21 protein-coding genes and 2 pseudogenes are annotated in these 21,208 nt (G+C 52.1%); 15 read left to right on the plus strand and 8 right to left on the minus strand.

Annotated elements, in window-relative coordinates:
- Positions 1-77: 77 nt before the first annotated feature.
- From G5B42_RS05295 to G5B42_RS05340, 10 genes and pseudogenes are all read left to right on the plus strand, one after another.
- Positions 78-599 carry a YeeE/YedE thiosulfate transporter family protein gene (locus G5B42_RS05295; protein WP_181339416.1) on the plus strand — a complete coding sequence of 174 codons (522 nt, stop codon included), beginning with the start codon at positions 78-80 and terminating at the stop codon, positions 597-599.
- The gene (locus G5B42_RS05300) at positions 596-1,150 is read left to right on the plus strand and encodes a YeeE/YedE thiosulfate transporter family protein (RefSeq protein ID WP_181339417.1); all 555 of its coding nucleotides are present in this window, start codon (positions 596-598) and stop codon (positions 1,148-1,150) included. Before G5B42_RS05295 ends, G5B42_RS05300 begins: the two co-directional genes overlap by 4 nt.
- Positions 1,151-1,636 (plus strand): rhodanese-like domain-containing protein, encoded by a 486-nt coding sequence (locus G5B42_RS05305; RefSeq protein ID WP_331274050.1) that lies wholly within the window; start codon positions 1,151-1,153, stop codon positions 1,634-1,636.
- A gap of 234 nt (positions 1,637-1,870) precedes the next feature.
- A complete protein-coding gene (locus tag G5B42_RS05310; protein WP_181339418.1) occupies positions 1,871-2,845 on the plus strand; it encodes an AEC family transporter in 975 nt (324 codons plus the stop codon).
- Between the two features lie 130 nt (positions 2,846-2,975).
- Entirely contained in the window at positions 2,976-3,704 is a 729-nt protein-coding gene (locus G5B42_RS05315) for an enoyl-CoA hydratase/isomerase family protein (protein WP_181339419.1), read from the plus strand.
- Between the two features lie 73 nt (positions 3,705-3,777).
- Complete coding sequence (locus G5B42_RS05320; RefSeq protein ID WP_181339420.1) at positions 3,778-4,746, plus strand: BKACE family enzyme; 969 nt, start codon at positions 3,778-3,780, stop codon at positions 4,744-4,746.
- Complete coding sequence (locus G5B42_RS05325; protein ID WP_181339421.1) at positions 4,658-5,164, plus strand: nucleotide-binding domain containing protein; 507 nt, start codon at positions 4,658-4,660, stop codon at positions 5,162-5,164. The genes G5B42_RS05320 and G5B42_RS05325 overlap by 89 nt, the downstream gene beginning before the upstream one ends.
- A gap of 249 nt (positions 5,165-5,413) precedes the next feature.
- Positions 5,414-6,373, plus strand: a pseudogene (locus G5B42_RS05330) (2-hydroxyacid dehydrogenase); the annotation flags it as partial.
- 77 nt (positions 6,374-6,450) lie between these two features.
- Complete coding sequence (locus G5B42_RS05335) at positions 6,451-7,146, plus strand: GntR family transcriptional regulator (RefSeq protein ID WP_181339422.1); 696 nt, start codon at positions 6,451-6,453, stop codon at positions 7,144-7,146.
- Between the two features lie 134 nt (positions 7,147-7,280).
- A pseudogene (locus G5B42_RS05340) lies at positions 7,281-7,757 on the plus strand (tripartite tricarboxylate transporter permease); the annotation flags it as partial.
- Positions 7,758-7,879: 122 nt separating this feature from the next.
- On the opposite strand, the gene G5B42_RS05345 reads toward G5B42_RS05340, so the two are convergent.
- From G5B42_RS05345 to G5B42_RS05355, 3 genes are all read right to left on the minus strand, one after another.
- Positions 7,880-8,290, minus strand: a complete 411-nt coding sequence (locus G5B42_RS05345) for a hemerythrin domain-containing protein (RefSeq protein WP_181339424.1) — start codon at positions 8,288-8,290, stop codon at positions 7,880-7,882.
- Between the two features lie 134 nt (positions 8,291-8,424).
- Positions 8,425-9,990, minus strand: a complete 1,566-nt coding sequence (gene hcp / locus G5B42_RS05350; protein ID WP_181339425.1) for a hydroxylamine reductase — start codon at positions 9,988-9,990, stop codon at positions 8,425-8,427.
- A gap of 41 nt (positions 9,991-10,031) precedes the next feature.
- A complete protein-coding gene (locus G5B42_RS05355) occupies positions 10,032-10,790 on the minus strand; it encodes an ATP-binding protein (RefSeq protein ID WP_181339426.1) in 759 nt (252 codons plus the stop codon).
- A 252-nt stretch (positions 10,791-11,042) separates the two neighbouring features.
- Between G5B42_RS05355 and G5B42_RS05360 the strand changes: the two genes are divergently transcribed.
- The 4 genes from G5B42_RS05360 (at position 11,043) to G5B42_RS05375 (ending at position 13,963) form a co-directional block, all read left to right on the plus strand.
- Positions 11,043-11,735, plus strand: coding sequence for a Crp/Fnr family transcriptional regulator (locus tag G5B42_RS05360; protein ID WP_181339427.1), 693 nt, complete (start codon positions 11,043-11,045; stop codon positions 11,733-11,735).
- Between the two features lie 68 nt (positions 11,736-11,803).
- A complete protein-coding gene (locus tag G5B42_RS05365; RefSeq protein WP_181339428.1) occupies positions 11,804-12,571 on the plus strand; it encodes a MerR family transcriptional regulator in 768 nt (255 codons plus the stop codon).
- A 234-nt stretch (positions 12,572-12,805) separates the two neighbouring features.
- The gene (locus G5B42_RS05370; RefSeq protein ID WP_331274051.1) at positions 12,806-13,276 is read left to right on the plus strand and encodes a GNAT family N-acetyltransferase; all 471 of its coding nucleotides are present in this window, start codon (positions 12,806-12,808) and stop codon (positions 13,274-13,276) included.
- A 39-nt stretch (positions 13,277-13,315) separates the two neighbouring features.
- Positions 13,316-13,963: an HAD family hydrolase gene (locus G5B42_RS05375; protein ID WP_181339430.1), complete on the plus strand. Its 648-nt coding sequence runs from the start codon at positions 13,316-13,318 to the stop codon at positions 13,961-13,963.
- A 46-nt stretch (positions 13,964-14,009) separates the two neighbouring features.
- Here the strand turns inward: G5B42_RS05375 and G5B42_RS05380 are convergent, their stop codons facing one another.
- The 5 genes from G5B42_RS05380 to G5B42_RS05400 form a co-directional block, all read right to left on the minus strand.
- Complete coding sequence (locus G5B42_RS05380) at positions 14,010-14,471, minus strand: hypothetical protein (RefSeq protein WP_181339431.1); 462 nt, start codon at positions 14,469-14,471, stop codon at positions 14,010-14,012.
- Between the two features lie 127 nt (positions 14,472-14,598).
- Positions 14,599-15,222, minus strand: coding sequence for a uridine kinase family protein (locus tag G5B42_RS05385; protein ID WP_231133261.1), 624 nt, complete (start codon positions 15,220-15,222; stop codon positions 14,599-14,601).
- Between the two features lie 157 nt (positions 15,223-15,379).
- Positions 15,380-16,156 (minus strand): amino acid ABC transporter ATP-binding protein, encoded by a 777-nt coding sequence (locus G5B42_RS05390; protein ID WP_187350950.1) that lies wholly within the window; start codon positions 16,154-16,156, stop codon positions 15,380-15,382.
- A gap of 19 nt (positions 16,157-16,175) precedes the next feature.
- Positions 16,176-16,850 (minus strand): amino acid ABC transporter permease, encoded by a 675-nt coding sequence (locus G5B42_RS05395; protein WP_181339432.1) that lies wholly within the window; start codon positions 16,848-16,850, stop codon positions 16,176-16,178.
- A 198-nt stretch (positions 16,851-17,048) separates the two neighbouring features.
- Positions 17,049-17,852: an amino acid ABC transporter substrate-binding protein gene (locus tag G5B42_RS05400; RefSeq protein WP_181339433.1), complete on the minus strand. Its 804-nt coding sequence runs from the start codon at positions 17,850-17,852 to the stop codon at positions 17,049-17,051.
- 471 nt (positions 17,853-18,323) lie between these two features.
- Here G5B42_RS05400 and G5B42_RS05405 point away from each other — a divergent pair, with 471 nt between their 5' ends.
- Entirely contained in the window at positions 18,324-21,119 is a 2,796-nt protein-coding gene (locus G5B42_RS05405; RefSeq protein WP_181339434.1) for a response regulator, read from the plus strand.
- Positions 21,120-21,208 lie beyond the last annotated feature (89 nt).

Genomic DNA, 21,208 nt, shown 5'->3' on the forward strand with positions numbered 1-21,208 from the left:
GGACGGAAGAAAGTATACCCTAATTAATAGATACCCATAGGGGTATAAGTATATTAAAAATGGAGGGACGACGGGAAATGAGGGCCAAGTGGTCATGGGTAAAAGGCGGATTAATCCTTGGTTTATGGAATATCCTAATCTTTTTAAGCGGAAATCACTTGGGAACGACGACGGCTTATGCGCAGACCACCGGGTATCTGACCCAGTTTTTTACCACTGCGATTCCGGCTAACGCCTGGACGGCCGGAACTTGTGGGACCGGGAGCGTGCTAAGCGTCGGTTGGCAGTGGTATTTGGTATTAGGGATTTTCTTGGGCGGATTAACGGCGAGATTGGTCCATGGTAAGCAGAAAGTGGACCCCGTCCCGAAGCTGTGGCAGGAGAGGTTTGGTTTTCGCCCCCGTCTGCGTTACTTGCATGCCTTGGTTGGCGGCTTTTTGCTGTTGTTAGGGGCCAGAATTGCCGGCGGGTGTACCAGCTCGCACGTGATTAGCGGGATGAGCCAACTGGCGGTCAGCGGTCTGCTCTTCGGCGGCGCTGTATTTGCCGCGGGGATTCCGGTTGCGTTACTGCTCTACCGAAAGGGGGATGCCAGATGAATCCAGTACCGGCGATTGTCTTTGGGATCGGTTTTGGTTATATCTTGTACCGGGTTGGCGCTTTGGATTATCACAATATTATCAATACGTTGCGGCTGAAAGATTTGACGATTGCCAAATTTATGCTTTTTAGCGTGGCGATCAGTGCAGTGGGGATCTTTGGCCTGCGGACGCTCGGCTTGGTCTCGCTGGACTTAATTCCCACTAACCCCTGGGCGAATCTGGCCGGGGGGCTGATCTTCGGGGTTGGTTTCGCCCTCTCCGGTTACTGTCCGGGAACGAGTATCGGCGCCTGGGCGGAGGGTAAGAAGGACGCCGGTTATACGATCCTCGGCGGTTTGCTCGGCGTGTTGGTTTATACGTTATTACAACAAGCGGGATTGCTACAATTTTCCGGCACTAATTTCGGGGAGATTAGTCTGATTGATCTACTTCCGTTCAATGCCTTTACGACCGCTGTTCTCTTCAGCGTGATGCTGGGGGGGCTGGTTTACGCCATGGATTACTGGGATGAGAAAAGAAGAGCACAGAGAAATGAAGGAGGGGTTTAAGTGTTAAAAGATCGTCATCAAGCAGTTGTGTATACGGCGGCGACAATCCTTGTTTTTCTGGTGATTGCCATGGTCGGTGGCGGTTGGCCGCAAGCCGGGGCCGGCGGGGATGACCGTCAGGTGATAAGAGCAGCGGTGGCCGCCTATTTTGAAAGAATGCCGGATGATCTCTACAAGATACCGGAAGCAGAGTTAAAGGCATTAATTGACCAGGATGATCCGGACATTTTCATTCTCGATATCCGCGCGGCGGCGGATTATGCGGCCGGTCATATCAAAGGCGCGGTCAATATTCCTTTTGCCGAAGTAGGGAAGAACCTGAATAAACTCCCGACCGACCGGATGATCATTGTCTACTGTTATACCGGTCAAACCGGAGGCCAGACGACGGCTGCTTTAAACTTGGCCGGTTACCGAGCCCGTTCTTTAAATGGCGGGATGAATAACGGATGGCTCAAGATGGGCTATCCGGTTGTTACCGATTAAATGTCATATAAGATTGATTTCTGTTTAGGCTAAACATGCGCCGACCTTACACCTCCACGGGCTAAAATCCGAGGGGAGGTGTTTTTATTTTTTAGCGATAAAAAAATTATTATTGGCATAAATAGATAAAAAAGAAGGTGTTTTCGGGTTGGTGGCGTACTTTTTATATGTAATATTATAATCTTTTATTTTGAATTCAAAATTTAAAATTCATGAAGGAAGAAGGGGTATAAAATGAGCAGACTCCTGTCTTCACTAGGTATCGTAATCGGTGGACTCTTGACCGGGTATGTGTTTCGCCTAATGATCGACCATAACCTGATCAAGACTTCCCGCCCGGTTGGCGAGATTCGAAAAACCTTGCAAAAAATCGCCTTATTGGGTTTGAACCCGATTGCCTTTATCGGTGCGATCTGGGTGGTGGAATGGAGACATGCTGAAGTGGCGGCGATGCCGTTTATCGGAATGAATAATCTAATAGTTGGGGGAATACTTGCTTTCTTGGTGGCCAGGCTCTTAAAAATGTCCCGGTACCAAACGGGAGCCTACATCGTTTGCGGTTCGTTTGCCAATATTGGTTCCCTTGGGGGGCTGGTCTGTTATTATTTCTTTGGCGAGCCCGGTTTTGCTTTGGTTTCCTTTTATAAACTCCTGGAGGAGTTCCTCTATTATGCCGTCGGTTTCCCGATCGCCAAGTCCTTCAGTTCCTCGGCGGCCGGAGGCGAAGGGTTCATTACAAGGTTGAAGATTATCTTCACCGATATTTTTGTCCTGGTCCTTTTGGGAAGTATCTGGCTGGGATTCGTCCTCAACCTTAGCGGTCTTCCACGGCCTGAATTCTATCAACAGATTAATTTTATTGTTATTCCGCTCAGCTCCTTTTTGCTCTTGGTTTCGATCGGTATGGCCTTAAAATTTCAGCGGATGGGTCCTTATCTGAAACCCGCTTTTTTGGTGGCGGCAATCAAATTTGTTGTCGTTCCCTTGATTGCGATCGGTTTTGGGACTCTGGTGGGCTTAGGAAAAATCGACAATGGGCTCCCATTAAAAGTAGTGGCTGTTTTGGCGGCGATGCCGGTCGGCTTCATAGCAATGGTCCCGCCCACCATCTATGATTTGGATGTCGATCTGGCCAACACTTGTTGGATCGTGACCACCGCCATGTCGACCTTTATTGTTCTGCCGATCCAATATTTTGTGTTGCTATAAGGGTTGTTTACCTGAAGCGGGATCTTATCTATTTAGATTCTCTTTGGAAGGATACCCTACAAACAGTACCGGGGAATCTTTGGATAGGCCAAGGCTGGTCGTGGCTTAACGACAGAAAAGGGTGGCAATGATGGATTATAAAAATATTCGCTACGCGCAACAAGGGAACGTCGGCCTTTTGACCATAAACCGTCCGGCACAGACCAACAAACTAAATATTCAAACCATGAACGAAATGGTTTTGGCCCTAAAGAAAGCGGAGGACAACGGGGATTGCCGCGTCGTGGTCCTCACCGGCGAGGGGGAATACTTCTGTAACGGCGGCGAGTTGGGCGACTTTCGGCACCAAAGTTCCATGGAGATTAGGAAATTCGGGGAGAGTTTTATCGATTTGCACCTGACGATTACCGGTCTTAGCAAACCGGTGATCGCCGCCGTGCAGGGGCACGCCCTCGGTGGCGGGTTTCATCTGGTCGAAGCCTGTGACCTGGCGGTTGCCTCTGAAGAAGCGGAATTTGGTGTCCCGGAGATTACTTCCGGTCTTGCTCCCATGATGGCCTTGACCGGGGTAAGCCGTACCTTGGGCCGGAAGGAAGCGATGGAGTTGGCCTTTTTCGGCCAGACGATTTCCGCCCGCAAGGCGCAGGAGATCGGCTTGGTGAACTGGGTTTGCCCGCGGGGAGAAGTATTGGCGCGCGCTAACGGGATTGCACAAAGCCTGGCCGGTTTTAACGCGACCGCCCTCAATCTGTGCAAAAAACTGTACCAGCGGATCGGTGCCGCGCAGTACAGAAGAGAGATGGAACAGGGTCTGGATATGCTGATCACCTTACTAAAATCGGGAGAAGCAGGCCAGTAGGGGAAACGGGAAGAGCTGTTGGTGTAGGGCTCTTCATTTTTTCAATAAAAACATAACGAAGGAGTTGGATAGAATGAGAAAAATAATCGTTGCGGTGGCTCCGGTAGCTTCGAGTCCCTTAAAAGAAACCAAGAATCCCCTTACTCCGGAAGAGGTTGCCCGTGAAGTGATTGGCTGCACCAAGGCGGGAGCCAGCCTTGTCCACCTGCATGTCAGGAACAAGGCCGGGGAGCAAACCGCCGATTTAACCGATTTCAAAACAACGCTTGATTTGATCCGGAAGGAGTCGGACATTATTATTCAAGGTTCAACCGGCGGCGTTTCCAATCTTTCCCTTGAGGAAAGATCGGTCGCGGTCGACGAACCCCGGGTCGAGAGTGCCTCTTTGAATATGGGCTCGGCCAATTTTGACGAAGGAGTGTACATCAATACCCTCCACGATATCCGTTATTGGGCAAGGAAGATGGAGAAAAACAATGTCCAGCCGGAGCTTGAGATCTTCGAAGGCGGGATGATCCATAACACCATGCTCCTGGCGGAAGAAGGGGTATTAAAGCCGCCGTTCCACTTTTCCTTTTCGCTTGGTTTTCGTGGCGCCTTACCGGCCAACGCTTATAACCTTCATTTCTTGAGTGGCATGATCCCGCCCGGTTCCGCCTGGGGGCTGGTCCATCACGGCATGAAGGATTTCTCCATGCTGGCGACCGCGGTGGGGATGGGGGCCACCTTTGTGCGCGTCGGCTTTGAGGATAGCATCTATTATGCCCCGGGGGCGGTGGCCAGGAGCAATGTCGAGCTGGGCAATCGCCCGGGGGAAAAGGTACCTGTACCGGACCGCAGCCTCCTTTGTCCAGGCCATCGGGGGGATCCGCCCGAAACCCTATTTAACCAAGGACGATCTCTATCCGGCCGGCGGCGCGCGGGGGCCGGGGTTAATCATCGTCGGTTCGTATGTGGAGCGGACCACAAAGCAGCTTGCGGCGTTAAAAGATCTGCCCGGCATCCACTGGGTCGAATGGCAGGTCGCCGCGGCCAAGGATGATTGTTCTTTACAGACGGAAGTGGCGCGCGTGACCGAGGAAGCCGAAAAAGGATTCCAAATGGGCAGGGATGTTTGTATCTACACAACCCGTGACTACTGGCGCTCCGACCGGCAGGGGGAAAAGAGCGAAAAAAACCTGCTTTATTCGGTACGGGTCTCCGAAGGATTGGTCCGGGTGGTCCAAGGCCTTAAAAGCAAACCCGGGTTTTTGGTCGCGAAAGGCGGGATCACCTCCAGTGATATCGGGGTCAAAGGACTTAAGGTCAAAGAAGCCTTTGTCCTGGGACAGATCAGGCCCGGGATCACGGTCTGGCGGTTGGGACCGGAGAGTCGTTTTCCGGGTTTGTCCTACATCATCTTTCCCGGGAATGTCGGCGGGCCTGAAACCTTAAAAGATATTGTCGCAGAGCTCAGATAGTATTACCGTGCCCGTTACAACGATTGTTCATCAATTTTCGTTGGTGTTGGCGCCGGCAACTTTTTCGGCTGTATAAGGTTTCGGGGTGGCTGGTAGTTTGATCTTTTATGATCTTAAAAAAATGTTATTAAAAAGAAGGAATAACTTGAAAGGAGGCGAATAAAGTAATTAAGAATTTTGAATTCAAAACCCAACTTGGTTATTAATTAGTATGCTAGGAAGGAAGAAGGAACAACGATGGCGAAATGAAAGGTATATGTAACCAGGAGAATACCCCAGCCGGCTTTAGATTTATTAAGCGCTTCCTGTGAGGTTGAGGTAAACGAGGAAGACCGGGTTTTAACCAAAGCCGAGCTGATCTCGAAAGTCAAGGGTCGCGACGCTGTTCTTTGCCTCTTAACCGATACAATCGATGCCGAAGTGTTGGACGCCGCCCAAGGGGTGAAGATCTTCGCCAATTATGCGGTGGGCTACAACAATATCGATGTTGAAGCCGCCACCAAACGGAAGATTTGGGTGAGCAACACTCCCGGCGTCCTGACCGATACCACGGCCGATTTGGCTTGGGCGTTAATCTTTGCCGTTGCCCGGCGGGTTGTGGAAGCCGACCGGTTTACCCGGGAAGGGAAGTTCAAGGGTTGGGCCCCGATGCTCTTTTTAGGGCAGGATGTCACCGGGAAAACATTGGGCATTATTGGCGGCGGACGGATTGGCGAGGCCGTCGGGAAAAGAGCGCAGGGTTTTGCCATGAAAGTGCTTTACAATGATATTGTCCGTAATGTTGAGTTCGAAAAAGCCACCGGCGCGACCTATGTTGATAAGGAGACGCTCCTTAAGGAAGCTGATATTATCAGCCTCCATGTTCCGCTCCTCCCGGAGACACGCCATTTGATTGGCGCCCATGAACTGAGCTTGATGAAGCCGACGGCGATTTTGATCAATACCGCCCGCGGTCCGGTGGTGGACGAAGACGCTTTGGTAAAAGCCCTGAAAGCAAAGCAGATTTACGGTGCCGGGCTTGATGTTTTTGAAGAAGAGCCGAAGGTGCACCCCGGTTTGCTGGAACTGGACAATGTGGTACTTTTGCCGCATATCGCCAGCGCCAGTATGGAAACCCGGACCAAGATGGGCCTGATGGCGGCGGAAAACATTCTGGCGGTGATGAAGGGGCAAGTCCCGCCCTATCACGTGAACATGATCGAGGAATAAACCTTGAGTAAACCTTCCGGGGCAAGGATATATGTAGTATTGTAAAAATAACATTGGGGGAAAAGGTGCTAAGTCAGATGGAGAAATTACAAAATAAGCTGATTGGTAATTTTGAAGACTTAAATACGCATATTTACCGGCAAGTGAAACAGATGATCTGGAATAAAACCCTTGCTCCTGGAAGTAAGATTTTACAGGAACATTTGGCGCAGCAATTGGGGGTCAGCCGCACGCCGCTGATTAAAGCTTTGCAACGCTTGACCAGTGAAAATCTGGTGGAGTATATCCCCAGGCATGGGTTCTATGTCAAAAAGCTTACTTTGGCCGAGATGATGGAGATCTTTGCGGTGCGGGAGGTTGTTGAAGGGGTCGCCGCCCGGGCGGTGGCTGAGCACGCGACGGATGCGGAGATCGCCGAACTGAAAGCATATTTTACTCCGTTCCGGTTCAACGGGGAATGGTCGAGTGAGGAAAAGAAAAGCTATCTGGTGAACGACCAAACTTTCCACACCCGGATGGTGGAGATCGCCGGGAACCGGTTGTTATTCCAGATTAACGAGATGTTTAATATCTACCGTTTCAGTTACCAAAAAGGTCTGGTTCGTCCCCCCGATGAGACCCTCCAGGAACACTTGGATATTATAGCCGCGCTGGAGAAAAGGGACCCGGGCAGTGCCCAGCTTTTGGCGATGCGGCATATTCAAAACAGCCGTGAAAATATTGCGCGGGTTATCAAGGAGAACGGAAGCTTGTGGGGGGAACTGGAGGTTTGAGTTTTTTTTCGCGAAAAATGAATTCAAAACACAAAATCCAGTTATCAAAAAAGTAGCACATTATTAATATATTTAAAACAATTGCCCGACGAGTTTTCCCGTTCCGCGGTGCGAATTAACGAGTCCAGCCCGGTCCGATGTTGACCTTCCAACACCCGGCCTTTCTCTATCAGGTCGTTTCCTGGTTGGTGGTGGCTACGGTGTTTATGTGGGGTATTAGCATAATGATTGCCAAACCGATGTCTAAGATCCTCCAAATTAAAAACGCCATTACGATGCCGGTCATTGCGGTCCTATGCGCGATCGGATCCTACGCCTTGGATCTCCGGTTTTTAGATATTGTCCTTGTCTTTATCGCCGGTTTGTTCGGCCTCCTCTTGAATCAGGGCAAATATCCGCCGGCGCCGTTGGTTTTGGGGATCATCCTTGGTCCGTTGGTTGATACCAGTTTTCGCCGGGCGTTACAAGCGTCCCATGGTGATATCTCAATCTTTGTGACCCGTCCGGTCAGTTTGGTTCTGTTCTTAGCGATTATCGGTTTAATCCTGGGTCAGCTTGGGGTCTTTGGTAAAATAAAACAACGCTTTCAACGGAAGAGTGCGGCCGTTTAAAGGACCTTTATAATAATAAATGTTAATTGTCAAAGGATTAAAAAATGAAAAAAGGGTGGCTAACGGAGTAGCCCCCTTTTTGTTATCCTGTCAAAAAGATGAGGCGGCGCAAGTTGACAGACTCATTCAACAAGGGGATACAACTCGCTGTCTTCTCGCGCGATGCGGTGCCGTAGCGCCTGGAGAATTTCGTGCGACTCGCTGATGAAAGCTTCGGGGTCTGCTTTGATTGAGCTTGGATTCAACCATTTTGTGGAGTAGTCTTTAAAAACTTGGACCAAGCCGCCCATTTCGTTACTGAAGCGAGCCGCAGTGGTTTGGGCTTGGGCGTTGCCGTTCTGGATGAGGGTGGGATAAAGGAATTGGTCTTCCATCGCCAGGTGCATCATCAGTTTACCGGCGAGGGTGGAGAGGACGGTCCTGACTTTTGTGGGTTCTTGTACGAGAAGGTCTTGCTTCAGCATCGTGGTTAAATTGTCCACCAGTTCTTTGATTTCGCGGTGCTGCCGTTTGAAGTTTTCTAAATGGCTCATGATGCCCTCCTGAATTTAAAAGATTTCTCTTGTGATGATCGTTTAACTTACGTTTGACTTACGTGCCGGATCTTTAAAAGCGGAGATGAGCTAAACTCATCTCCGCTTTATTTTATGGCCGGCGCACGACCGGCTTAGCCCAGGATCGCTTTCAGGTCTTTTTCCGGCGTGCTGATCGGTTTAATCCCGAAGTTGTCGACCAGCACCTGCAGGACATTGGGCGAGACGAAAGCGGGCAAGCTTGGTCCGAGATAGATGTTTTTGATCCCCAGCGCCAGCAGGGTAAGGAGGATACAGACCGCTTTCTGCTCGTACCAGGAGAGGACCAGGGTCAGGGGCAGTTCATTGACGTCGCAATTGAAGGCTTTGGCCAGCGCCAGCGCCACTTGGATGGCGGAGTAGGCGTCATTGCATTGCCCCATATCCAGGAGGCGGGGGAGACCGCCGATCTCGCCCAAATCCAGGTCGTTGAAGCGGTATTTCCCGCAGGCCAGCGTTAAAATCACCGTGTCTTTGGGCGTTTGTTTCACAAATTCGGTGTAGTAGTTCCGGCCGGGACGGGCTCCGTCGCAGCCGCCCACCAGGAAGAAGTGTTTGATGGCCCCGTTTTTCACGGCGTCGATGACCTGATCGGCCACACCCAGCACCGTGTTGCGGGCAAAGCCGGTGGTCAGGACGGTACCACCGTTGATGCCGGTCATTTTGTGGTCTTCGGTCCAGCCGCCAAGTTCCAAGGCCTTGTTAATGACGGGGGTGAAATCTTTTTTCCCGTTTTCATCAGCCGGAATATGGACGAGGCCGGGGTAACCGACGACGGCCGTGGTAAAGACCCGGTCGGCGTAGGAATCCAAGGGTGGCATCAAGCAGTTGGTGGTGAAGAGGACCGCCCCGGGAATCCCGTCCAGTTCTTTTTTCTGGTTTTGCCAGGCCGTGCCAAAATTCCCCTTCAGGTGCGGGTATTTTTTCAGCTCGGGGTAAGCATGGGCCGGCAACATTTCCCCGTGGGTATAGATATTGATCCCCTTGCCTTCGGTCTGCTCCAGCAGTTGTTTCAAATCATGGAGATCGTGGCCGGAGACAACGATGAAGGGCCCTTTTTCAATAATGGTACTGACTTTCGTCGGCACCGGGTGCCCGTAAGTGGAGGTGTTGGCCTGATCAAGGAGAGCCATGCATTTCAGGTTGACCTCACCAAACTCCTTCAACTGAGCCAACCTTTCTTCCACGGTGTGTTCCGCGCCGACGGCTCGCAGTCCTTTGTAGAACCAGCCGGTCACCTCATCATCGCGGTGGCCGAGGACGGCGGCGTGCCAGGCATAAGCGGCCATTCCCCGTAGACCCAAAAGGAGCAGGGAACGCAAGGAAACCAGATCGGGGTCGCCTTGCCATAAAGTACCGGGGTCGAGGTCGGCGACGTCGCCCAGAGCGGCTTTCGCGCTGCGGACTTGGGCGATGAGTTCCTTGATCCGGGCGCCGTCAAAATTGACGTTGGTCACAGTGGCGAAAAGGCCTTGCATGATAAGGTCGTCGGTCCGGCGGTCGGTTTTTTTCCCTTCGGCCGCCCGGGCGAGCCCGACCAGAGCACCGGTCAGTTCGTCTTGGAGATTGGCCACCTCCGGTTGTTTGCCGCAGACACCAACTTTGGTACAGCCTTTCCCCCCGGCGGTTTGTTCACATTGAAAACAGAACATGTTACTCATTGTCTAAATTCCTCCTTAAGCTTGTCTTTATAATCATAATGTTATTGTTCAAGAATTGAACCGTCGGTGCCAATCGTCACGACCTGCCAGGGCACGAGTTTGCCGCTCAGCATCAAGGCCGTTTTTACGGCGTGGACCAGACCGCCGCAGCAGGGCACTTCCATGCGGACGACGGTGATGCTTTTAATGTCATTGGCGGCCAGAATGGCGGCGATCTTTTCACTGTAATCAGCCGCATCCAGTTTGGGACAGCCGATTAAAGTCACCTTATTCCGCATGAAATCTTGGTGGAAACTGGCATAGGCATAGGCGGCACAGTCGGCGGCAATCAGCAGGTTGGCCTCCTTCAGGTAGGGCGCATTTGCCGGTACTAACCGCAACTGACATGGCCATTGCCTGAGCTGGGAGGTCGGTGCGGCTTGGGGCGCGTTATTGGTCTCCTGAACAGCCGGGGCATTGGGCCGGATTGTCCTGGCGTGGGTCCCCGGGCAGCCACATGCCAGTGGCGGTGGGGTATTCGCTTCCGCCTTAGCCTCTGCCATATTGGTCTGCGCCAGCCGGGCCATATTTTCTTTAACCGCGGCTTCGTCAAAGGGGTCGGCTTCCCGCTCGACAATGGTGATCGCCCCGGTCGGGCATTCGGGGAGACAATTCCCCAGACCGTCGCAGTAGGATTCCGAGACTAATTTGGCTTTTCCATCGACCAGTTGCAGGGCCCCTTCGTGGCAGGCGGTGACACAAAGGCCGCAACCATTACATTTCTCTTCATCGATGGAAATGATCTTTCTGATGGTTTTCATTTTTTAATCTCCCTTTTTGGATCAAATTTCGAGAAACAGTTTTCGTTGCAATATCCCAATTCAACCTCGGCGGAGGTTGTAACCGGCTTTCTACTCTGTTTCTTGCAAGTCTATTCTAATAAATTAAAGGCCGATACGCGGTAACCAATGTTACCAAATTGTCAGCTTTAAACTCATTGCGCGGCTAGGGATGTTGTAATAAAATGAAGGCGAACGAATGGTAACTTAGGTTACGAAATGGGTGGTGCCGGAATGTTTACAAAATGGCAAGCCGAGTTGGCGGTCTGCCCCTTGTTTGCCGGGATTGAGCCGGAAGAACTCCAAAGCATGCTGGCCTGTCTAAACCCGGAGGTCCGCCGTTTTCGCCGGAATGAACTGGTGACGGTGGAGGGCGAGAAATTCCTGGGTGTTGGGGTGGTTCTGGCCGGGCGGGCGATCGTGACCAAAGAGAGTGTGGCCGGGAACCGGGTGATCCTTTCCACTTTACAGGCGGGGGATCTTTTTGGGGAGATGGTGGCTTTTTCCGGGCGGAAAGGATGGCCGGCGACGATCCAGGCCCAGCAGGATGCGGCGGTCTTTTTTTTGTCGCCGGAAAAGATCATCGGGAGCTGTCCGCGGCAGTGCTTGGGGCACCGGCGCTTAATCATTAATATGCTCCGGATTATCTCGGAAAAGGCGCTCTATCTCAACCGGAAAGTGGAACAACTGACCATTAAGACGCTCCGCGGCAAGATCGCTGTGTTTCTGTTGGAACAGGCAAAGGAAGCGGGGGCGACGACCTTCATGCTGCCCTTTAACCGCAATGAAATGGCGGAATTTCTCAACGTGGCGCGGCCTTCCCTCTCCCGGGAGATGGGGCGGATGAAAGCGGAGGGCGTGATCGACTTTCATGGTGCTTCGATGAAGATTATTGATGTGGAAGCACTAAAACGGATGGCAGAATAAAAAACGGAAAAAGGTGTTGACCTTAACGTAACGTAAAGGTGTATAGTGGGGTTGCGGGAGGTGAGGAAATGGCTTACACGGTGCGGCAATTGGCCAGGCTTGCCGGGATCAGCCCGCGGACCATCCGCTACTATGATGAGATTGGTCTTTTAAAGCCCGCGCGGGTGAGTGCTTCGGGTTATCGCCTTTACGGACAGGCGGAAGTGGATCGGTTCCAGCAAATCCTTTTCTACCGGGAGCTTGGCGTGGAGTTGAAAAAGATTAAACGGCTGATCACCGCACCGTCCTTTGACGAGCTGGCAGCCTTAAGAGAGCACCGGGCCAAGCTGCTGGCGAAGCGGCGACATGTTGATCTTTTGATCGCCAATGTGGAAAAGACAATCGCCTTGAAGGAGGGAAAAATAACAATGACCGATCAAGAGAAGTTTGAAGCGTTCAAGCAAAAAATGATCGCGGAGAACGAAGAGAAATACGGCGCGGAAGCCCGGGCCAAGTACGGTGACGAAGCCGTCAACCGTTCCAATGAGATCCTTAAAAACATGACGGTTGAGCAGTACGAAGAATGGCAGCGGCTGGGCGCGGAGGTACTGCAAACCCTGAAGGCGGCGATGGCGACCGGGGATCCCTCCGGCGACCTGGCGCAGAAAACTGCGGATTTACACCGGCAATGGTTGAGTTTCGCGTGGGGACATTATAACAAAGAGGCCCATGCCGGACTGGCCCGCATGTACGTGGCGGACCCCCGTTTTACCGCCTACTATGATGACCAGGTCCAGCCGGGAGCCGCGCAGTTTTTGTGCGATGCGATCTTGATCTACACCGGGCAGAAACAATAAGGTTACACCAGGACTGAGGCAATAAGGTTACTACCGGGTAGAGACCATAAGGCTGGGGCTGCCTTCTACTCTTGTAAGGCAGCCTTTTTTATAACCATGCCTTGTTCACTTGATTATTTAAAGGAAAGTGGGGGCCGGAATCGAAATATAAACTTTGTTGGTTGCGTCTTTTAATTTTGGAAGTTTCGGTTCTGGAAAGCGGGAAAGGAGGATCGTAGTTTGCCTGATTTGCTGGTGAAATTATATGAACTTCCTGCACTTGCCCCACTCCAGGAGCGGTTGCTGGCGGCCGGGATCAAGCTCCGCCATCCCCTGGCCTTTGAAAAAAAAGCCGTGGTCGAGTGGGTCAACCGGGAATTTGGCGCGGAATGGGCTTCCGAATGTGAAGTGGCTTTTGCCAGGCAACCGATTAGTTGTTTTATTGCCGTTCAGGACGGAAAAATCATCGGGTTTGCCTGCTATGATGTCACGGCGAAAGGCTTTTTCGGGCCGACGGGAGTGACGGCTGAGGCCCGGGGACAGGGGGTCGGGCGCGCTTTGCTTTTGGCGGCCCTGCACGGTTTGGCAGAGATGGGTTATGCGTACGCGATCATCGGTGGCGCCGGGCCGGTTGACTTTTACCGTAAAGCAGTCGGGGCCATTGAAATTGAAGGGTCGGAGCCGGGGATTTACCGGGACTGGCTCCCTACGGGGGAACGAACATAGCGGTCAATGCCGTAAAGATTACAGCATGGAGTGGTCAAGGTGTCATACCAATACATCCTTTTTGACTTAGACGGAACACTAACCGATCCAGGAGTCGGGATTATCAATTCGGTCCGTTATGCCTTACGGAAATTCGGGCTTGACGGTGACCCTGAATTTCTGCGCCGTTTTGTCGGCCCGCCGCTGATGGATTCCTTTATGAAGTATTATGGGTTTGATGAAGAAAAAGCCAGGGAAGCGGTGGCGTACTACCGGGAGTACTACGGGCCGCGCGGGATCTTTGAAAACCGGCTTTATCCGGGCATCCCCGAATTGCTCCGGGCCCTGGTCGACCGCGGAAAGCAGCTGGCTTTGGCAACTTCCAAACCGACCGTCTTCGCCCGGCAGGTGCTCGCCCATTTCCAGATTGACCGGTATTTTGCCGACGACTTAATCATCGGCAGCTACCTGGACGGGCAACGGACCAAGAAGGCCGAGGTAATCGCGACGGTCCTTGCTTTGCTCCCGCCGGAGAAGGAGAAGGCCGTCATGGTGGGGGACCGGCAGTTTGACGTTGAAGGGGCGAAGGCCAATGGGATTGCCGCGATTGCGGTCACGTATGGCTACGGCGAACCGGCCGAGCTGGAAGCGGCGGGCCCGACCCACATTGCCCACACCGTTCCGGAGCTTTTGGCCTTGTTGGAGTGAACAGGGAAAGCGCGCTTTGAAAGCGAAGTTCGAGAACAGACAGCCGCTACTTTTCGTTGGTCGCGGCTGTTTTTTCTGCCAGGAAACGGAGGACCAGACCCACGACCAAACCGTAGACGGCGGCAGCAAGGAAGTTGGTTATGGCCGAACCCAGGGAGATCTTGGCCAGTTCGGGGACTTTAAAGAGTAAAGTCAGGGCGTAGGAACAAAACCAGACGCCCAGGCCGAAATGGATCGCTTTTAAGAGGAGATAAGGTTTGGGCGGGAAGCCAACCAAGTAGGTAAAGAGGACGCCAAGGCTCGCGGAAAAACCCAAATAGCCAAGGAAAGCGAGTAAATTTTCCCCCGGGCTTGCGGGGGGATGGCCAAAAATAAAGACCCCGGCGAAATCGATAAACCGGAGGTTACCGACTTTGAAAAGGAGAATCAGCATCAGGTTCACTATGGTGGCGGCGACTCCGCCGCAGGTTCCGGCGATCAGGCCCGGGAGATAATGCTCTTTTCCCATGCTCCACCTCGAAAAAAGTTCTTGCACTTATTATGCGACATCCGGGCGGAGAACTTACCAATATGCGCCTGTTTGGCCGGGCCTTCTTTGCCGTGCCGGTTTTAAAGGCCAAAGATTGAAGGGAGGCTTAGGTGGAAAAGACGAAATCGCATTTTTCGGCGATGCCCAGTTCTTGAAAATACCGGTTCTCCAGGGGAATCCATTCCTCAAGAAAACGGCGGTGGAGTTCGGGCCCGTTCCTCGCCAGAATCCGTCTGCTTTGTTCCGCGGCCTCCACCCGCAAAAAGATTTTCAGGTCGTAATGGGCGATCAAGGTCGGATGGAGACTGTACACCCCTTCGATTATATTTAATGGTTTGGGGTGAACAGTGATCCACCGGGTAAAGGCCTCCGCGTGGCAGTCGTAGACCCGGTATTGAAAGGGCCGGCCGCTTTGCAGGCCCGAAATCACTTCGTTTTTGAAACGGTGGTAATCCACATTCCCGCCAACCTCGTTTAAACGGGCCGCCGTTTTCAGTGCCGGGGGGAGGAAAAAATCATCCATGTGAAAAACGTTGCAATGGTAAAGGCTGGCGAGGAAAGCGGCCAGGCGGGTTTTGCCCGCACCGCTGTTGCCGTCGATGGCGACCAGCACTTGGTCTTTTTGGGCCAGTAGCAAGTCGATCCGTTGGCAGAGCGGGGAAAAGTCCGGGCGGGAAAGGTCCGGGCTTTTTGGTTTCAAGCGGGTACAGCAGTTATTGTCCTTTTCCATGACCGTTCTCTCCTTAGTACATTTTACCTTTAGCTTGCCTTGGCCCTAGCCTAACCTTGACCCCGTAATTTATCATGCCCGGCTAATATGATTGGCGAACTGTGCGGCGGCGCGGACGTGCCGGTTTTATGCCCCGGCAAAGGGTTGGCCCGAAGCATCAAGAACCGGCGTTTAGGTTGTAATTCCCCAGGAAGGTTCTGGTCCGTTCGTTGGCCGGCCGGCCGAAGAGGATTTCAGGGGTCCCTTCTTCCACAATCTGCCCCTTATCCATAAAGATGACCCGGTCGGCCACTTCACGGGCAAAGGCCATCTCGTGGGTGACCACCATCATCGTCATCTGTTCGGCGGCCAAATTCCGGATTACTTTGAGTACTTCACCGGTTAACTCCGGATCCAGCGCCGAGGTGGGCTCGTCAAAGAAGAGGATATCCGGTTTCATGGCCAAAGCCCGGGCGATCGCCACCCGTTGCGATTGGCCGCCCGAAAGCTGGTAGGGATAGGCGTCGGCCTTGTCGGAGAGGCCAATCTTGGCCAACAACTGGCGGGCGAGGGCCTCCGCTTCGGCGGGGGGCATCCCGGCCACATGGATGGGTGCTTCCGTAATGTTCCGGAGCACAGAGAAATGGGGGAAAAGGTTAAAATTCTGGAAGACCATGCCCAGGCGTAAACGGATCTTTCTTAAGGCCGCCTCGGGCGCATAGATGACCTCGCCCGAAGGCGCAGTGGTCACCATGGGTTCGCCCGCCACGTAGATGGCGCCGTGGTCGATCTTCTCCAGAAGGGTGAGGCAGCGCAGGAGGGTGCTTTTACCGGAACCGGAAGGGCCGATCAGGGCGACGACCTCCCCCTCGTTGATCTGAAACGACACCCCGGTCACCACGTCTTCGGTGCCGGCAAAGCTTTTATACAGGTTTTCCACGCGAAGGATTTCCATGGGGTCAGCTCCTCTTTTTTCATCGGTAATAACTCAGCTTCTTTTCGGCGGCGTCAAAAACTTTGGTGACGATCCAGTTCATAAAGAGATAGAAAAGACCGGCGATAAAGAGCGGAGTCGTGGAAAAGAGGCGGTTGGCCTCGTTTCTGGCGACCCGGAACAGCTCGGTGATGCCAAGGACAGTGATCAAAGCAGTGTCTTTGACCAGAGTGATCACTTCATTGCTAACGGGCGGCAGAATCCGCTTGATCACTTGGGGAAGGATGATCCGGAAAAAAGTCTGGCTTTTCGTAAAACCCAAAACGGCTGCCGCTTCGTACTGGCCGAGGGGGATTGACTCAATGCCGCCGCGGTAAATCTCGGCAAAATAGGCGGCATAATTAAGGGAGAACGCTACAACGGCGGCGGTGAAACGGGGGAGAGTGAATCTTAATCCTTCCGGCAGAATAGCGGAGGGCGCAAAGTAGAAAAAGATCAGTTGTAAAATCAAAGGGGTTCCGCGCATGATCAAAATATAGAAGCGTACGGGTAAATTCAACCATTTATACGGGGCCATGCGGGCCAGGGCGATCAGGAGACCCAACGGCAGGGAAAAAAGGAGGGTCAGGAAGAAGATCCGGAGGGTGGTTAAGGCGCCGGAGCCCAGTAAGGCCACTTGCTTGAGAAGTTGGGTACTGTATTCCAGGACAAACATTAAGAAAACTCCTTTTGTTCTTTAGTCGCTCGTTTGGCTGATATGATGTATTCGCAGCAAGCGCCGGGAATCCTCTTTAAAGATGGTTTCCATTCGGCAAAAGTTCAGGGTGGCCAGAAAATATTAGCGAAAAGGGTTATGAAGTTCCCTCTGGAACCCATAACCCTTCTTCCTTACCGTATTTGTCCTTTGCGGACCTTAGCGGTCAATTACGGTGATATCCTCACCAAACCATTTATTGGAGATGGCCGCCAGCGTGCCGTCTTTTGCCATCGCGATAAGGGTATCCTGGAATTTTTCCATTAACGACTGATCGTTTTTGCGGAACCCGATGCCGTATTCTTCGCTGGCCAAAGCCTCGTCCAAGACGATAAAGTTCTTGTCTTTTTGTTGGATGTAATAGCGCGCCACGATCTCATCCATCAGGACCGCATCCAAGCCGCCCATTTCCAGGTCCATGAGCGCGGTCATGTTCTCGTCAAATTCGATGACGTTCCCTAACGAGGCTTCAAAGCCGGGGGCGCTACTTAAGGCATCTTTTGCGCTGGAGCCGGCCTGCAAGCCCAGGGTTTTTCCGGCCAAAGCGGCCAGGGAGGTGATCCCCGAATCCGCCCGGACGATGACGACCTGCCGGTTATCCATGTATGGTTTGGTAAAGAGGATATTCTTCTGGCGTTCGGGGGTTATGGTTAAGCCGTTCCAGATACAGTCGATATTTTTTGTATTTAATTCTTGTTCTTTGGCATCCCAGTTGATTGGTTGCAACTTAAGTTCAATACCGAGACGGCGGCAAGCTTCTTTGGCCACATCGATATCAAAACCGACGATCTGCCCGTTTTCATCCCGGAACCCCATCGGCGGGAAGCTGTCATCCAACCCCAGGACAAAGACGCCTTTCTTTTTCACATCTTCCCAGGAAGTATCCTTTTTCGTGCCGGAACATCCGGAGAGAAGGAAGAGGACGGACAACAAAATGAGGACAAAAGCAAGGCTTCTCTTCATAAATAATCACCCCATAAGTATTTGTATGCAATTATAATACTTGAAAATAAGTTGATAGTAAAGGGTGAAACTGTAACAAAATACTCTCCTTTCGTATATTTTTGTTGGTCCATGCCGGGGATCAAGGGGGTAGGCTAGCATATTTCTTTCTATGAAACAAATTAGACCAAGATTTTTTTGCAAAACGCTAAAATCTCTTTCGTGAAAGGAGAAGGGAAATCAATTTCAAACGAGAATTAAAATAAAAACATATTTATATTAAATCAATATAGGGTTAATTCTTTTCTCAGCGTGAAAGGAGACATGGGTTTGTCCAGTAGCGACATAATAAAGATCCTCCGGTTACCGGTCAGCGGTTTAAAAAAAGGTGAACGAACCCCCGCGTTTCACCTTTTTTTGTCGATAATTAAAGGATTGTAGAGGAAGTCCAAGGATGAAGTGGGGAAATCTGAGGACCAAGGAGGGAAGATTATGGCGACAATTCTTATTATTGAAGACCATGCCCTCAGCCGACAGATGCTCAACACCTGGCTTGGGTACACGGGACATTCCATCTTAAAGGCGGGTAGTGGAGAAGAAGCCCTGGCGATTGCCCGGCTAAAAGTGCCAGATTTAATCATCAGTGACATCGTGATGCCGGGGATGGACGGTTTCGAACTGGTCCGCCGCTTGCGGCGGGAAAATCGGTTGCGCAAGATTCCGGTTATCTTCTATACAGCCACCTACCGCCAACCCCAAGTTATCCATCTCCGTGAGCTGAATGAAACCTGCCAAGCAATCCCGAAGGCTTCCGAGCCATCCGCTCTCTTGGAAGCCATCAATAAAGTGTTGGGCCCCCCACCGTTGAACATACCGCAAGCCGCTACTGAGGAGGCGGCTGCTACCGCCGATTCGGTGCAGACCATCTTCCGCCAGAGCGCGGGATTACGGTTGGCCATTTTAATGGAGCTCAGTTATAATTTGGTTTCCGAACGTAATCCGGCGGTGCTTTTGGAAGCCTTTTGCCGGGGGGCGCGGGGGTTTATCGACTGTCAATCGGCGCTATTGGCGATTGAGGATGAAAAGACAAAGAGCCGTTATTTCTGGGATAAACAACAAGGCAAAGAGGCAGAGAATGTTGGCCAACTCATTCCGCCGCCGGTAATCATCCGCCAAGTGATCAGGGAGCGGCAACCATTCCGGTGGCCGCGGAACGAAAAAGCCCCCAACGGGCACCAAGGGCAGAAACTGAGCGCCTACCGGTCATTGCTGGTTGTGCCGGTGGCCACCCCCAATAAAGTGTACGGCTGGGTAGCCCTGGGCAATAAAGAGCACGGGGGATACTTTACGGAAGAAGATGCGGAAATGATTATGTGCCTCAGTAAACAGGTGGCGCTGGCCTACGAAAACCTCCTGCTTATGCAGAAACTGCAGGAAAACGAGAAGCGTTTACGGTTGGTCCTCTCGACGACCGGACTTTGCACCTGGACGTGGGATTTGGATTCGGACCAGTTTACTTGCTGGTTGGATGGGCATAACCAAGAACCGGTGGCACTGACGTCCAGTGAGTTTTTTGCCGCCATTGATCCCCGGGACCGGGCGGAGGTTTACAACCGGCTGAAGCGGGCAATCCGCCTTGGCCATGATTTTGAGGTCGAGTACCGTACGAATTGTCACGGGCAGCAGCACTGGAACCTGTCCAAAGGGTTGGTCAACCGGGTCGGAAAGGATACGACCGAGGTAATTGGGATTAACTTGGACATCACCGAACGCAAGCGGATGGAAGAAGAGGCCCTTGCTTCGGAGCGGGAACTGCTGAAAATCACCCTTAATTCACTGGAGGAAGGGGTGATTGCCACCGACCAGAACGGCCGGGTGATGCTGCTGAATTGTGCGGCCCGGAAGATGATTGGCTGTAGCGAAGAAGAGGCCTACAATCAACCCCTCAGTCATCTCTTGACCGTCTGCGATGAAAAAACCGGCGAAAAATTTGAAACTTTTCCGCCGGAGGCCAACCACCCCGATCTGGTGTTAATCACCCGCAATATGGGGAAGATTCCGATCACGCTCCAGAACTCCCCCATTAAGCTGCTGAACGGGAAAGAGATCGGCATGGTCACTGTTTTTCAGGATATCACGGAAAAACGCCAAGCCGAGCGGGAGCTGATCAAGTCGGCAAAGTTGGAGTCGTTGGGGGTCTTGGCCGCGGGCATTGCCCACGACTTCAACAATATACTGGCTGCGATCATCTCCAATCTTCAGTTGGCCACGGTTCAGTATGCCAAACAGATCGATATCTCTTCCACTCTGGCTCAGACGGTAGAGATCTCCTATAAAGCCAGTGCCTTAACCAAACAACTACTGACCTTTGCCAAAGGCGGGGCCCCGGTGAAAAAAAATGCACCGCTTGACCGGTTAATCCGGGAGACGACCGAATTTGTGCTCCGGGGTTCCAACATTAAAGTGGAATACCAGATTCCTTCTGACCTTTGGCCTGTTGCCATCGATGTCGGACAGATCAGTCAGGTCATCCATAACCTGGTGCTCAACGCTAAACAGGCGATGCAACACGGCGGCATTATTACCATCAGCGTACATAATGTGGAAATCGGGGCCAATCAAAAACAAAAGCTGAAGCCGGGTAATTATGTGCAGATAACCATTACGGACCAGGGTGTGGGGATTAAGCCGGAGATCCTAGGGAAGATCTTTGATCCGTTTTTCACCACCAAACCCAGTGGTAACGGGCTTGGACTGGCGACGGCGTTTTCGATCATCCGGCAACACGACGGAGTAATCGAAGTGGAATCGGAGGTGGAGGTCGGCTCGACTTTCCGGATTTACTTACCCGCTTCCACCCAAGCGGCGGAGAGGGAAACGGAAGAACATGAAACAACGGTACCGGGAGAACGGTTGCGGATTTTGCTGATGGACGATGAAGAGTTGATCTGCCGGGCGGTCGCCGAACTGTTGACCAATTTCGGCCATGAGATTGTAACCACGCACAATGGGGAGGAGACCATCAAGGCCTACCAGGAGGCCAAATTGGAGAACAACCCCTTTGACGTGGTGATCCTGGACCTCACCATCCCCGGTGGAATCGGAGGGAAAGAAGTCATTACCAGACTACGGAGTTTTGACCCGCAGATCAAAGCAATCGTTTGTAGCGGTTATGCTTCGGATCCGATCATGGCCGATTACCAAAAACATGGTTTTTCCGGCGTGGTCAGTAAACCGTACCGGATCGATGAATTACTGGCGGTTTTACGGCAGGTTACGGTGGACTAATAATTTTACACTTTTAGTGAAAATATACTAATTTCTATCAGAAGCTTGCAACATTTACAAAAATTATCTAGAATAGTAAAAGGATAGAC

The organism is Capillibacterium thermochitinicola, from assembly GCF_013664685.1.
In the GTDB taxonomy this organism is placed as follows: domain Bacteria; phylum Bacillota; class UBA4882; order UBA10575; family UBA10575; genus Capillibacterium; species Capillibacterium thermochitinicola.

Bases quoted from the DNA above. Each gene is read 5' to 3' on its own strand.
- G5B42_RS05295 (WP_181339416.1), top strand. From the start codon at position 78: ATGAGGGCCAAGTGGTCATGGGTAAAAGGCGGATTAATCCTTGGTTTA.
- G5B42_RS05300 (WP_181339417.1), top strand. From the start codon at position 596: ATGAATCCAGTACCGGCGATTGTCTTTGGGATCGGTTTTGGTTATATC.
- G5B42_RS05310 (WP_181339418.1), top strand. From the start codon at position 1,871: ATGAGCAGACTCCTGTCTTCACTAGGTATCGTAATCGGTGGACTCTTG.
- G5B42_RS05315 (WP_181339419.1), top strand. From the start codon at position 2,976: ATGGATTATAAAAATATTCGCTACGCGCAACAAGGGAACGTCGGCCTT.
- G5B42_RS05320 (WP_181339420.1), top strand. From the start codon at position 3,778: ATGAGAAAAATAATCGTTGCGGTGGCTCCGGTAGCTTCGAGTCCCTTA.
- G5B42_RS05335 (WP_181339422.1), top strand. From the start codon at position 6,451: ATGGAGAAATTACAAAATAAGCTGATTGGTAATTTTGAAGACTTAAAT.
- G5B42_RS05345 (WP_181339424.1), bottom strand. From the start codon at position 8,290: ATGAGCCATTTAGAAAACTTCAAACGGCAGCACCGCGAAATCAAAGAA.
- hcp (WP_181339425.1), bottom strand. From the start codon at position 9,990: ATGAGTAACATGTTCTGTTTTCAATGTGAACAAACCGCCGGGGGGAAA.
- G5B42_RS05355 (WP_181339426.1), bottom strand. From the start codon at position 10,790: ATGAAAACCATCAGAAAGATCATTTCCATCGATGAAGAGAAATGTAAT.
- G5B42_RS05360 (WP_181339427.1), top strand. From the start codon at position 11,043: ATGTTTACAAAATGGCAAGCCGAGTTGGCGGTCTGCCCCTTGTTTGCC.
- G5B42_RS05365 (WP_181339428.1), top strand. From the start codon at position 11,804: ATGGCTTACACGGTGCGGCAATTGGCCAGGCTTGCCGGGATCAGCCCG.
- G5B42_RS05380 (WP_181339431.1), bottom strand. From the start codon at position 14,471: ATGGGAAAAGAGCATTATCTCCCGGGCCTGATCGCCGGAACCTGCGGC.
- G5B42_RS05385 (WP_231133261.1), bottom strand. From the start codon at position 15,222: ATGGAAAAGGACAATAACTGCTGTACCCGCTTGAAACCAAAAAGCCCG.
- G5B42_RS05390 (WP_187350950.1), bottom strand. From the start codon at position 16,156: ATGGAAATCCTTCGCGTGGAAAACCTGTATAAAAGCTTTGCCGGCACC.
- G5B42_RS05395 (WP_181339432.1), bottom strand. From the start codon at position 16,850: ATGTTTGTCCTGGAATACAGTACCCAACTTCTCAAGCAAGTGGCCTTA.
- G5B42_RS05400 (WP_181339433.1), bottom strand. From the start codon at position 17,852: ATGAAGAGAAGCCTTGCTTTTGTCCTCATTTTGTTGTCCGTCCTCTTC.
- G5B42_RS05405 (WP_181339434.1), top strand. From the start codon at position 18,324: ATGGCGACAATTCTTATTATTGAAGACCATGCCCTCAGCCGACAGATG.